The 15,564-nt window shown below is 40.3% G+C and carries 2 protein-coding genes; both read right to left on the bottom strand.

The features are described from left to right. Positions 1–6 precede the first annotated feature (6 nt). Positions 7–7,527 carry a non-ribosomal peptide synthetase gene (locus C170_RS29855; RefSeq protein ID WP_051446907.1) on the bottom strand — a complete coding sequence of 2,507 codons (7,521 nt, stop codon included), beginning with the start codon at positions 7,525–7,527 and terminating at the stop codon, positions 7–9. Next, positions 7,524–15,530: an aminotransferase class III-fold pyridoxal phosphate-dependent enzyme gene (locus C170_RS00155; RefSeq protein ID WP_051446906.1), complete on the bottom strand. Its 8,007-nt coding sequence runs from the start codon at positions 15,528–15,530 to the stop codon at positions 7,524–7,526. The genes C170_RS29855 and C170_RS00155 overlap by 4 nt, the downstream gene beginning before the upstream one ends. Positions 15,531–15,564: the final 34 nt, after the last annotated feature.

Below are 15,564 nucleotides of genomic sequence, written 5' to 3'. Positions count from 1 at the left end.
CTCCTTTTAATTAAGGTCGTTAACCATATCAAGAATATGGTCAACTTCTTCAAATGTGAGCTTGTCGTTCCCGAAGTCGGTAGGTGTAAATTCGGTATTGCCTTTCTCACAGCAATGTCTAATTATATCTTGTAAACTGCTTACGAAATGATTAGAGAAAGCTTGAACAGATGCCTGGCGATACTGATTTTGACTATAACCGATTGTTATCACAAGCTGATTAGATTTTACAATACTGACTAGGTCAATTTTATGCAGGCGTTGCGTTCTTGGATCTATAGACTCACCGACCCCAGACTCCGATATCGTAAACAAACCACTTTTCGCATTCTCATCGAACTGTCCTAAGTAGTTGAAGCTAACATCGGGTATAACTGGAACCGAATCCTCCCCCTCTAAATACTTGAATGAACTATAGCCAACACCATTATTCGGTATTTGCCGAATCATTTCTTTTACCGACTTAATTACAAAAGATAGTTCCATTTCATCTGTGGCCTCTAATTGAATAGGATAAATGGAAGTAAACCATCCTACTGTTCTAGACATATCTATACCTGGAGTTAGTTCCTCACGTCCATGTCCTTCCATCTGAACTAGTGTCTTATCCATCCTCTTCCATCTGAATAATGCCAACCCTAAAGAAGCAACTAGCAAATCATTAATTTCTGTATTGTAAGCTTGTCTTGCCTGCTTCAACAGACGCTCTGTCCACTCTTCTGTCAAGGATACTTCTATCGTCTGGGTATCCTTTTGCATACCATTTCCATTTGCAAAATCTGTTACCAACTGGGGTCCATCATATGAGTTTATTTTTTTCCAATAGGTCGTTTCCACACTATTCCTTTTATCCAGCACATATTTCGAATGAATATCCGCCCATTCCAAGTATGGAAAAGTTTTTTGGGGGAGAGTGAATCCCTCACCTTTCAGCACTTTCATGTATCCATCATCGAAATCCTCTAATAAAATACGCCATGATATTCCATCAACAATAAGGTGATGAATGACAACCAACAAATAATCTCCATAGTCGGTATGGAACAAAGCAAACTTATACAGCGGCCCGGCTTCTATATTGATGCTGCTTTGGATAGAACTTGCCGTCTCCTCTATACTGGATGAACATTCTCCTCTGCCCAAAAAGTCGTGAATCAACAATTGTGGCTCATGTTCAATGTCCATATTCACTTGAATCCTTTTATTATCTCTAATCGGGAAACACATTCTTAACGCATCATGATGACGAACTAGAGTATGAATAACCTTTTGAACAACTGAAGTTACAAATTTATTATTTGCAAACAGCAACACAGACTGATTCCAGTGGTTTATATTGTAGAAGCCATTTCCAAAAAACCATCTCTGAATTGGCGTCAGCATTGCTTCCCCGATAACGGGCTCTTGGCTAACAGCATTGGTTCGAACATAGGATACATAAGGACTTAATTCCGCGATCGTGGAATGCTTGAATAGATCCTTCAAGTCGAATCTCAAATGATATTTGTTTAAATATGCAGCAATCTGTATAGCTCGAATGGAGTCGCCACCAAGTATGAAAAAGTTATCATGAATTCCTATTAATTCGACTTTAAAGACTTCCTGCCAAGCCTCAATCAACTGTTCCTCAATCTCATTCCGAGCAGGTATAAAGTTTCGTTGATCTGGACCGGCTTGCAGCTCCGGTAGCTGCGCTTGATCAATTTTCCCAGTTGAAGTCAAAGGAATCTGTTCCAACTGCTTGATTAATTTAGGCACCATGTATTCAGGCAAATGATCGTACAAGTAGTCTGTCACAACATGAGTGTCCATCCTCTCTGATGCAACAAAATATGCGCGTAAGCTGGAGTTCCCTTCCGTATCCTGTCTGGCAACTACAACTGCCGCGTTAATCTCCGGTAGTTCCAGAAGCTTGTGCTCAATCTCTCCAACTTCGATGCGATAACCCCTGATTTTAACTTGATGATCGGTTCTGCCTAGGTATTCGATTTCACCATCACTGTTCCAGCGTGCAACATCACCTGTTTTATATATTTTTTGCCCTGCCGCAAAACGATTGATCACAAACTTGGCCGACGTTAATTGATCTTGATTGAGGTAGCCTCTCGCAAGCCCAACCCCGGCAATACAGAGCTCGCCCGGAACGCCTACTGGCACTAAATTTCCGTCCAAATCTAATATATAAATCTTCGTATTGGCAATCGGCTTGCCTATTGTAATGACCTCACCAGGCTGTATATTGCGCTTTACTGTAGATACAATGGTTCCTTCAGTTGGGCCATACTCGTTAATCAATTCCAGATCCGGGTGTTTCAATTTGCTCTGTTCTACAATATTTTTCGTCATCTTCTCGCCTGCCAGGACAACTTTCCTTAATGATTGAATGTCTTCCTTTGACATGTTATCTATAATGACTTGAAAAAGGCTAGGTATGCTGATCAGATAGCTAACTTTCTCTCGTACGATACAGTGCCTGATAGCATGTGGGTCTTTTCTTTCTTGTTCTTCCATAAGTATGATCTTGGAACCAGATAATAATGGAGTAAAAAAACTCGTATTAAAACCATCAAAAATAAAGGGAAATAGTTGTAAAGCACTATCACTAGCAGTTAAATCAAGTTGATCGCGTTGCCATTGAATTCTGCTTGCAAATGCTCGATGTTCAATCATGACACCTTTAGGTACGCCTGTAGTACCGGATGTGTAGATGATATAAGCCAAGTCATGGGGTCTATGCACAGGTTCAAGCATATCTGACGGCCATTCGCTTAGCGCCTCTTCATCCAAATTAATAATGATTCCTTTATATCCTTTAGGAACTTGTATAAAAGAAGGCTTTAAAAGAATTGGTGCTTTGCAATCCTCCAACATGTACAGAGTTCTTTCTATAGGAAAGGACGGAGACAAAGGAAGGTATGCTGCACCCGATTTCAACACTCCTAACAGACCAACAATAGACTCCATAGAAGCATCTGCCAAAATACCAACGATTGTTTCTGACTTCGCCCCATGGCTTCTCAGTAATCTGGCTAACTGGTTAGTCTTGGTATCAAGCTCCTGGAAAGTCATTTTACTGTTCTTTTTAACAATAGCTATCCCATCAGGAGTTCTTTGAGCTTGCTCTTCAAACATCTGATGAATATATGTTTCTTCCTGCTCCCTATCCGTATCGTTAAATTCCAAAAGTAGCTGATGCTCCTCCTGCTGGGATAGCATATTCAGCTGATGTAGAGGACAATCTAAGCTAGTTTTTAGCCTTTTCAGAATCGTCATAAGATGCTCAGCCATCCGATGGATTGTTTCCTCTTTGAATAGTTCTACCGAATATTCGAGTATAAGCTCTAACCCATGTTGATCTTCAGTTGCTATTAACGTGAAATCAAATTTAGAAACGTGTTCGTTAATGCTGAATGGGATAAATGTCAAATCGTCTAAGTGGAATTCATGTGTATCTGTGTTTTGCATTACGAACATCACATCAAATAATGGGTTTCTTTCGGTTGAACCTTCAAGACCCATTTTCTTTACAAGCTTCTCGAAAGGGTAAGATTGATGATTGAACGCAGATAAGCAGTTCTCTCTGACCTCATTCAAGAACTCTCTAAAGGTAGCGTTACCCCTAGGTTGATTCCGCATGACTAATGTATTCACAAACATTCCGATTGTATGTTGGATATTGTTATGTATTCTGCCAGCCGCAGGCGAGCCAATGATAATGTCCTGTTGCCCTGTATACTTGGCAAGCAGTACATTAAAGGCGGATAGAAGCACCATATAAAGGGTTGAATTATTATAATTGGCAATATCTCTCAACTCGTCCAACAATACCTTATCGAGATGGAAGATTTTCCGGTCTCCTGCAAAACTATTTTCAGTCGGTCGCGGATAGTCCGTTTGCAAGTCGAGAATTGGCAGTTCCCCAGCTAATTTATTCATCCAATAGTCTTCCAACTCGCGTTCCATGCCTGAATTAAGCTGATTGTTTATCCATACTGCAAAATCTTTGTAATGTAAATTGATTGGATTTAAAGATTTTCCATCATAATATCTGCTTAACTCCTGGACGAAAATAGATGAGGACACTCCATCCCAAATAATATGATGGGCATCAAATATGAAAAGATGCTTCTGCTCTTCTAATCTAACCATGCCTACACGTATTAAAGGAGATTTTTGAAGATTAAACGGTCTTATGAATTTGCCAATGATCTGTTGTAAATCCGTATTTTCATATTTCAAGGCTTGAATATTAACAAAAGCTCCATCATGAACGATTTGTACAGGAAGTCCTTCCAACACATCAAACGATGTTCTCAAAATCTCATGACGTTGGACCATGTAATTAAGCGCTTGCTCAAACTTGCTTACATTCAGTTGGCCCTCGATCATAACAGCATAGGGCATATTATAAACAGTGCTCTGATCATACAGCCGATTCATTACAAACATGCGCATCTGTGCCGGCGAGAGCGGATACCATTCCCGTTTTTCGGTACGCTCAATCATTGAGGGCTGATGCATTTCATAATGATTGATTTCTTCAGCAAGCTCTCTAATTGTCGGAAATCTAAATATATCCTGAATATTCATGTTTAAGGAAAATTGCTCATTAATTTTGACTATCAATAACGCAGCTTTTAGTGAATGTCCGCCGATCTCAAAAAAATTATGATCAATTCCTACATTAGAAAGCTGAATGATTTCTTTCCACAACTCAACAAGTTTTACTTCCAATTCATTTGTTGGAGCAACAATCTTCTGCCCATGGATCAAATCATAAGGATTCGGCAATTCCTTTACATTTATTTTCCCATTACTACTTATTGGGAAATTATCAATCTCAACAAAATGGGTAGGAACCATATAGGCAGGGAGAAACTCCAGCAGAAAGCGTCTAAGCTCACGTGTGGTTAACTCACTTTTAGCCACATAATACGCACATAAGAAAGTATCTTCCTCGTCTTCCTCCATAGAAATAACCTTAGCTTCCTCTATAACCGGATGCTTAAGCAAATGACTTTCGATTTCTCCTAACTCAATACGGTACCCTCTAATTTTGACTTGCTGGTCGCTTCGTCCTTCATATTGCATGTTACCGTTAGGCAGAAATCTAGCGATATCGCCAGTTTTATACATTTTGCTCTGAGGAATAAACGGATTGTCAATAAATCTCTCCCGGCTAAGCCTTTCATTATTTAGGTATCCTAGTGCAACACCCGAACCGGAAATATAAATTTCTCCATATGCTCCAAGGGGAACCGGACGCAGATTGGAATCCAACAAATAAATTTGAGTGTTATCAGCCGGTATTCCAATGGGAACGGAGATTGCATCGTCCGTCTCTGGGTCATACTTATGAATCATACAGCCTACAACTGTTTCAGTTGGCCCATACTCATTATAAATACTCACTGCACCATCAAATGCACGAGATATACTCAAAGCAAGTGCGGTTTTTAAATCCTCCCCGCCGACAATAAAAGCACGGATGATTGATTGACTGAAATCCATGTCCGCAATCAGTTTCATATGGGTAGGGGTTAATTTAATAATACCAACACGGTTATCTTTGACTATTTCCTTTATTAAGGCTGCTTTATCCTCACCCTCATACACGATAATTTTATTCCCAGAAACTAACGGAGTAAAAAGAGAAGTCACCGTTAAATCGAATGAAATTGAAGAATACAGTGGAAAATCAGCAGGTTGGTCTGCAATATATATTTTCTTTGCCCACCATATATAATTGACCAAACCGCTGTGCTTAATCATAACTCCTTTGGGATTCCCAGTTGTACCCGAAGTATAGATGACATAGGCTCTACCGTCAGCAGGAAGATCCAACCTCAAGTTGCTGTCTTCTTCCCAAGAGAATGTATGCCCATGGCTTACGTCAATGGCTTGTCCTGCGAAATGGGCTTGAGGCATGGCAGAATCCGTAATAATTAATTCTGTACCGCTATTGTTCAAAATATATTCAACCCGTTCCACTGGGTACTCCGGGTCAATTGGCAAGTACGCTGCGCCTGCTTTTAATATCGCAAGAATACTAATAACAACCTCGACTGAATTACCTAGCAAAATGCCCACTAGGCTTTCAGAAGTGATATTATGTTTCACTAATACCCGGGCGAGCTGGTTCGATCGGCTGTTGAGCTCACTGTAACTCATCTGAATATCATTATGTTCAACAGCAATCTTATCAGGCGTTATCAGAACCTGCTCTTCGAATAGTTCATGAATTCTTTTATTTTTCGGATACGGCTGTGCAGTTTCATTATAACCATGCAAGATCCAGACTCTTTCTTGTTCCGATAAAATCAACAACTCCGACAACTTACAAGCCGGATTTTCAACTATTGATCTCAGTAAATTCTGATAATGATTTTCCATTCTTTCAATAGTCTTTGCTGTAAATAATTTCGTACTGTATTCAATATTGCCGCTCAGGCCATCCTGGGTTTGGATAATTTCCATCGTTAAGTCAAATTTAGCTGTTTTCGTCTTTATTTCAAAAGGCTTGAAATTGATCTCATTAAATGAAACCTCATTAATTTCTAAATTTTGAAACATAAACATCGTGTCGAACAGAGGATTCCGACTGCCATCTCGTTTAATGTCAATTGCCTCAACAAGCCTCTCGAAAGGATAATGCTCATGCTCATACGCGGAGAGAAGATTGCCTTTCATATCAGCAAGAAATTCAACGAAGGTATTCTCTCCTTGAGGACGGCTACGGATGGCTAACGTATTGACGAACATGCCTATCGTATAGTTCAACCTTTCATCCGCTCTTCCTAGAGTCGGCGTGCCTACAATGATATCTTCTTGAGCAGAATAGATAGAAAGAAGCACATTATAAGCCGCAAACATAATCATATGCAGCGTTACTCCATGATCCCGTCCAAGTGCCTCTAGCTTCAAAGATAATTGCTTGTCGATGTTAAAATAATGGTGATTCCCTTCAAAGCTTTGGCTAATTGAACGCGGATAATCCGTTGGTAAATCCAATACAACTACTTCGTCACCAAATACATCTATCCAATACCGTTCATGGATCTTGATGTCTTCTGAATCAAGGTATTTATTATGCCATGCAGCAAACTCCTTGTATTGAACGCTAACTTCAGGTAACTCTTCTCCCCAATAAAGACTGATCAATTCCTGTACAAAGAGTTTCATGGAGAACCCGTCAGTTATTATATGATGCATATCAAGGAGCAACACATGATTTTGTTCTGCTATACCTAATAGTCTAGCTCTTATTAAGGGTGCTTTATTTAAATCAAAAGGTTTTGGGAACGACTGAATCTCATTATGCAAGGCATTTTCCGAAATCAGAGCATATTCCATATTAATAGAAACGTTGCTTCTTACTCGCTGCATAACCTCCATTCCGTCCAATTCAAACTCCGTCCTTAGTGATTCATGTCTCTGAATTAATGTATTCAAGGCGCATCTCAGACTCTGAACATCCAACTCACCTTGAATGCTTATACCACCAGATAAATTGTAAACCACACTCACGACATCATCATTCCTTCAAATTGATTTAATAGAAAAATCCGTTTTTGGGCTGCTGAAGCTGCATACTTCTCCTGTTTTGGTAGTGTAGCCATGTCGATTTGGCTTTCTTGAGTTCCGTTGCGGATGTATGCCGCGAAATCAAGTATGGATTCAAGATTAAATACCTCTTTAAGCGGAACTCTAATACCAAATTCCTTTTGCACCGAAGCGAGCATCACTGTTGCCTTGAGTGAGTCCCCCCCTAGCTCCAGAAAACGATCCTCTACAGATATTTCTTCCCTATTCAGCACTTGTCTCCAGATATTGCGCAGACGGTATTCAATGTCTCCCAAGAACTCTTTATTCTCCCGGATTCTTTCTGCAGCCCCTCTATTCATTTGCAAGCTTAAACTGTTTAATTTCTCTCTATCTACCTTTCCATTCAGCAATACCGGGAGACTGGTCAGACACACAAAATGTTTAGGAATGGCATGTCCAAGCAAAACCTCCTTTACCCGCTTCATTAATTCTTTTTCCTCCAACATCATTGGTGCCGCCAAATAGGCAATCAGTTGTTTTTCTCCTGTTTCAGGATCACGACTCATAATCACGCTACATGCTTGTACAGCAAGATAATGCTGCAGAAATTGCTCTAATCGCTCCAAGTTTACTTGGTGTCCATGCAAATTATGTTGCAGATCTGCTGCTCCAAAATGTTCAATCGTATACTCAGATGTATAGCGTCCAATCTGGCCTAACTGAACATGATTAGAATCGAACAGTTGTCCCAATACCCCTACTGGAGCGGTTTGCAAGTAATGATCCAGCACATAACCTGTTGCCCGATTATTATTGACATACTCCATATTTTCGGATGCCGCCAATAATGACAGTTCTTTTATTTTGCGTTCCGCATCTGTGACTATGGATTGTAAGATGTTGCTATAGTAGCCGACCCATATCTTCATCATATTGGACTCAATCAGTTCCGAGCTAAAATCGAAATCTAGTTTAAGTTCACCTTGTATCTCTGTAATATTCAAAAAGATATCGTATTTCGCGTTTGGACTAGTGTTCTCTATCATTTCTACTTCCATATGTGCAAAACCGAATCCATTTATCGGCCGATCCATGTTAAATACAGCGCGAATTGGTGGGATGAATGCTTGCTCTAACCGCTCTGCCAACATGCTCAAAGAGAATTGTTGTAGCTTATCGACTGCGGTCATACCGGCTTTCACCTCTTGAAGATGCAAACTGAAAGTTTCTTCTTGTTGAATGACAGTATATAAGGGAAGCATATTAACGCAGTTACCCATCAGGCGGTTTGATCCCATTTGCGATTGACCTGAAGTCGGAATACCAACGACAATATGTGCGTTCCCAGTTAAGCGGTGAAGCCATACGTTAAAGGAGCTTAATAGTGTCGTGTATAAGCTGCAACTTTGCTGAACACTTAGCTTTCTTACCTGCTGTGTGAAAGCTTTGCTTAGAATGACTGTCTCCCTTTGTCCGCTAAAATTACGCTTCTTGAACATTTGATTGTTTGAAGGAATCTCAAGCACATCCATTGGCTTAGAAAACTGCTCTGCCCAATAACAGGCAGCATCATTGCTCTCCTGACTATGCATAATTCGTTCCTGCCACAATATATATTCCTGAAATGAGCCGGGTTTCTGCAAGACAGGCTGTTCTCCCCGAACGGCGGCCGTATAAATTAAGTCTAATTCTTGGAAAAACAGAGCCAATGACCAACCATCTGTAATTAGATGATGGAATGTGCATAACAGATAATACTCATACTCCGACGACTTGATCATCCCCGCTCGGAATAACGGCTCTTTGCTACTTAAATCAAATTTCTGAGCTCTATCGGCTTCAATTACCCCGTTAATTTGCTGCTCCTTTATTTCTGGGCTAAGCATTGAAAAGTCATGTAATGGAATATTGCACTTATACTCGGAAAGTATTGTCTGCTCCTCCCCATCATGACTGATCACAGTGCGTAATGCTTCATGCCGATCAACAATGGCTTGCACAGCACTCCTCATAATATTTTCATTAAATGACCCTTTCATCTTTAACACGATGCTTTCATTTAGTGAAACTGATTTCCCCTCTTCAATTTGTGAAGCAAACCAGATTTGTTTTTGTTCGCTCGTTAGGGCATAGGTTGGGTTAACTAGCTTCACATTTGAGGCCAGAAAGCCTCCACGTGTTAAATCAGCAACTGTTTCCTTCACCGCTTGAATGATGAATTCAATATCTTCATCGGAATGTGCCGTAGATAAAAAGCAATTTCGGCCTTCCCAGATATACAATTTCTTATGAATGAGATGATAAAAAAATAATTCCAAGTCACCATAGGAAACAAAACGAAACAATGAGCCGAAATGAACCATCTGTATAGATACATTATTTTCCTTAAAGAAGGCATTGAGACGATTAACCATAGATGCTGTCTTCACGTTTAAGCTCGTATATAGAGGCTGACCTTGCTGACTTAAATACCGAAGGGTTGCATAGGCAACATCCATTGTAAGAGGATGTGTACAGAATGTTCCCCCGACAAAGGTCTTTTTCTCAGCAAATGGGGGGTCAGATTGATCATTGAAACGCCAAAAGCCTCCATCTATAACATCTAGGTACTGTGCTTTTCCTGCAACGATCCCTATCGGAAGACCGCCACCTGCTATCTTCCCATATGTGACAATATCCGCTTGAATATCAAACCATGCTTGGGCACCGCCAGGATGTATACGAAAACCTGTTATAACTTCATCAAAAATCAAGGCAATCCCGGCCTCTTCTGTCAGTGTTCTAAGTTTCTTTAAAAATGTAACGGGCTGTAAATCCGGCCTACGGCTTTGAATCGGCTCCACAAGTACAGCTGCCAGTTCATGAGCATGTTCTTTAATAATTTCAAGAGAAACAGGACTATTGTAATTTAGTATGATTACATCCTCCATCATGCTCTTGATTATGCCTGGAGCCATCGGTAATGCTCTGCCATATGAATCCTCGGGATCTGCAACCGCTAGGACACCATCAAATGTACCGTGATAAGATCCTGAGAAGATAACCACCTTGGAACGCCCGGTTGCCGCACGTGCTATACGTAGAGCTACCATAACGGCCTCTGTTCCAGAGTTGTAGAAAGCTACCCTTTCTGTGGATGTCATCTCGGATATAAGCGCTGCAACCTCTCCTGCTTTATTAGACATAGGTCCAACGGGAGGCAGGCTTAAATTAACGCTTGATAGCATGGTATTTACAATAAAGTCAGGATTATGACCCAACAAATTCACGCCAAATCCCATCGTAAGATCTATATATTCATTCCCATCGACATCCCGCATCTTAGAACCATTGGACTGCTCTGCTATAATTGGATACACTAATTCTTTCCAATACGAACGGTAACCCGAAACATTCCGATTGTTTGCATGCACTAGGCGGCTCTGTTGCGTTTGAGACTGAGAGAGCCTTGTCTGGGCCGTATATTGTGCAACAAATTGGTTCAGGTATTTTTGTTGAGAGAGAGTAAAATTACCTGCTTCAAAAATCAAAGGCTGATAGGGTGTAAATGGCTTTGGAGAACTCTCTTGTATAGTATTCACTTGATGCTTTTTCGTTTCTTGCGCTCCTACCCTTTCTTTCTTAACTTGAACATAATTTTCAGTTAGATCGGCAACTGAATTTCCATTTAGTATGCTTAATTTCAAAATTTCAAGCTGCTGATTAAATAAAGTATTTGTGAACTCTTGCTGTTGTGCGATGAGTTCCAGCTGCTTCGCCATAACAGAATCTAATGACCTGCTATGATTGCTGTCTAGACTGATTGGTTGTTTGCTTGCCTGTGGCGGAAGTTCTGACACTTGTCCATCTTTCATCCAAATTTCCGAATGCTGAGTTGTAGATGTTGCTGCTACAAGTTTGTCTGAAGATAAGGCCGACCCTACGTAGTCAATCAGCTTATCTAAGCTCGTTACCGATTCAAAGAAGAGATTCATAGGAATGTCTAGATCAAATACTTCCTTTAATTCCCTTCTAAGCGAAACAAGCATAATGGAATCCAGCCCCATATCCAGAAAATGGATACTGTTTTCAATTGCCGCCATCTCAATCCCGGAGGCTCGATGAATCATACCTTTTAACATCACAGCTATGTCATTTGCCATAGTCTTCTCCTGACTTATCATATCTTTCGTATTGCTTTCTATTTTTCCAGCATAATTAATCCAGCAACTCGTAGGTTCAAACGGATATAAGGGCAATTGTATTTTCGTCCCCTTTTTGTTAAACATGCTCCAGTTCACATCCGCACCTTTGATATATAGATCGCATATCTGTTCCACTTGCTCGCGGCTAATCGATCCCCTCTTCAGTAGTTCATCTAAAAGCACTTGAGCGGTTTCAGTTAGAGCATTCTGACCCGCGGCAGAAAGCTTGCCAAATTGCGAATGTTCTTTATGACCTTGAATTACGGAAGGAACTCCATCATGCTCTTTTTTTTGAATAACAGCCACAAGCTGTTCTTTGAGTTGACTTTGATTTACTACTGGAAGCGCAATTCTGTATTGATAATGTGATTTTTTTGTATTGGCTGAATAACATAAGTCTTCCATGGAGATGTCTTTAACACTTAATATATGAAGATATTTATCTACCAAACGCCATAAAGAGGCTTCACTTTTAGCCGAAATTGTAAAGATATTTATTTTTTCGGATTGTAGTTCAACCGTGGTCAGAGGGGCTCTGTATTCCTCTAATGCAATGTGGCAGTTTGTTCCGCTGAATCCAAACGAGCTTACTCCGCAACGACGGGGATGTATCGTCTCCTCCCATTCGGACAGCATGTTATTAACATACACTGGAGAGTTTTCAAATGAAATATTCCGGTTAGGCATGCTAAAATGCACCATTGGCACAAGTTGTTTGTGGTTTAAGCATAAGAGTGCTTTTATTAAGCTTGCTATACCAGCAGCTTCGTATAGATGCCCTATATTAGTTTTTAGAGAACCAATTGCGCAAAATTGCTTACGATCTGTATATTTGTCAAATGCTTTACGGATACCCTCAATTTCAATCGGATCTCCTAGTTTCGTTCCCGTTCCATGGGTTTCAATATATGTAACAGTTCTCGGATCAATATTACCTTTCTCCCACGCTTTCTCAATTACGTCTGCCTGAGAAAGAGGATTAGGTGCTGTTATTCCAACCGTATTTCCATCTTGATTAATAGCACTGGCTTTAATGATGCCATAAATGCGATCCTTATCTTCAACTGCCTTATGCAGTGGCTTAAGCAAAACCGATGCTACCCCTTCTCCCCAGCCGGTTCCACTTGAGCTATCATCAAAAGCTCTGGCTCGGTGATCAGATGACTCCATCCCTATACCCAACTTGAAGGGCATCAATATTGTCTTCACACCGCCTGCAATCGCCATTTCACAGTCTCCATTATGAAGCGCTTGACACGCTAAATGCACAGCAACCAGAGACGAAGAACAGGCGGTATCAACAGTCACAGCTGGCCCCTTCAGATCAAGTAAATAGGAGGCTCTGCTTGCAAGCACGGACGGCATATTTCCGATCATATGGTTGGGAATCGTACCCGGCTCAACTTCCGAAATCAAGCGTTCATAATCAAAGCTTGTTTTCGAGAAGCCTGCATAAATCCCTATATTTTGTCCAGAAAGGCTTTCAGGAGTGAAGCCTGCATCCTCAAAAACATGCCAAATATTTTGCAAAAATAACCGTTGATTCGGATCCATCATGACAGCCTCTTTAGGCGTCATTTTGAAAAATTGGTAGTCAAACTGATCTATATGCTCAAGATAGCCACCTTCTACAAACTCAATTTTGTCCCTGTCAAAGTTAAGATAAGATATATACCTCTCGGCTTCGCCCTGCCGGTTCCCATTTAATTTACCGACACCATCTTTGCCTGCCGCAAGATTCATCCAAAATGCATCTAGATCGTCCGCCATTGGAAATCTCCCTGCCATACCAATAACAGCGATATCCTTACTTTCACTTTCTATACCTTTGGCAGGAAATAATGCCTCATCTTGTTCCATGCTTGCTAGAAAGGCTGACATTTTAGCAATAGTAGGGTGAGAGAAGAGATCCGTTACATCAATCTTAATGTGAAGAGATTGCTCAATCTCTTCAGCAATTTGCACCATATGTATGGAGGTTGCTCCCATCTCAAAATAGGTGTCTTTCACATCAATCTGAGGGTTATTTAATATGTTCATACAAATTTCAGTCAGTCTCTTTTCAAACTGATCCTTGGTCGGAGAATACCCGTTACTTGTTTGAACCTTTTGATGTGCCAATTCCTTCAGTTGTTGCGAAATCTCAGCATATTTCTGACTTTGGTAAGCTTCGCTTAATTTGTAACGCTGTATTTTGCCGCTTGTCGTCTTTGGAATTTTTCGAACAGGTATAACATCCCAGATGTCCCACCCTCCCTTTAGGGTAAGATGGCTTCTCAACCTTTTCGCCAAAGGTATGAAGTTTGCTAAACTCTCTTTGAATAATACGAACAGGACAATTTTCTCTACATTATCTTCTTTAACCCCACACGCAACAATTTTGTTTAGGTCTATGCCATCTATTTCTTCTGAGACTCTCTCTATATCATGCGGATAGTAGTTTTGGCCATTAATAATGATGACGTCTTTAGATCTTCCGATTACAACTAAATTCCCATCTTTGATAAAGCCGATATCACCAGTACGCAACCATCCGTCCTTTGTTTTCACCTTCGATGTCGCTTCTGGATTGTTATAGTACCCCTCTGTCACGTTTTTCCCTTTAATATGGATATGACCAACAGTGTCTTCATCAACGACTTGATCCACATCGTCACACACTCTCAAATAACAATCAGCTATGGCTGAACCCACAGATACTAAACGGGTACCCTCACGATCGTTATCGTCCACCTCCATCACGGTACAGCCCATATTTAAGTGTTTTCGATGGAACGAATATGAAACAAGTGGCTGGTTAGGACGAGGGAAAGACACACCTAACGAAGCTTCAGCCATCCCATAGACAGTAAACATAGCTGTTCTTTTTAATCCGAATTTATCCATTTTATCTAAGAACAGATTGCATATTTCCACTGATATCGGTTCAGCACCGTTATATATCAAACGTATATGGGAGAGATCCCAGTTCATGGCATGCTCTGGTTTGAAGTAGTTTAGAAAATATTTGTATCCAAAGTTCGGTGACGATAATACCGTTGCTTTATGCTCATTAGCTTTTTTCAACCATAAAATTGGACGACGTATAAATAATGAAGTAGGGATATTATATTGATCCGCGTTCACCACAAGAGGCATTAGATGAAACCCAATCATCCCCATATCATGAGTGAAGGGCATCCAGTTGAGAAAAACATCATTCGAGGTATTGGTAGAACCCTCTATTATGCTATAGATATTAAACATTAGATTTTCATGAGTTAAAATAACTCCCTTTGGTTCACCTGTCGAACCAGATGAAAATTGGATAAATGCAATATCTGTAGGATTAGGGTAATATATAGTTCCCTTACCTGAGGAATCGGCAAATTGATCTATGTATAACGCACAGTCACTTATCGCTGAATCACCTAATAAGCCATGATCTTTCGCATATTTCTCTAAAGACTGCAATGTTTTGGGAGTTGTAATTAAACGAGGTTTATCCATTACTTTCCAAACTTTAAATACCTTAAGCTTGCTTTCGTCATTATCGCCAATGGTAACGGGCACTGGAATAATACCGCCTAATACACATGCCCAGAACATTTCAATAAACGGTTCATTTTCTCCAATTTGAAATAAGAGTTTGTCTCCTTTTTGCAGTCCCAATTGTTGAAAATCAAATAAGATCTGAATTGCCCTAGTATATAAGTCGTTATACGGAACACGTCGTTCTACTTTATCACCATTAATATATGTAATTCCTTTATCAAACTTAGATTGTATTTCAATTACTTCGACTAAATTAGCACATCTCATATTGTCAGCCGCTCCTACTCAACTAAAAATAGTA

This window comes from Paenibacillus sp. FSL H7-689, from assembly GCF_000517905.1.
GTDB lineage: Bacteria > Bacillota > Bacilli > Paenibacillales > Paenibacillaceae > Paenibacillus > Paenibacillus amylolyticus.
The sequence above is the reverse complement of the archived record's forward strand: the minus strand, read 5'-3'. Positions and strand labels throughout refer to the sequence as shown.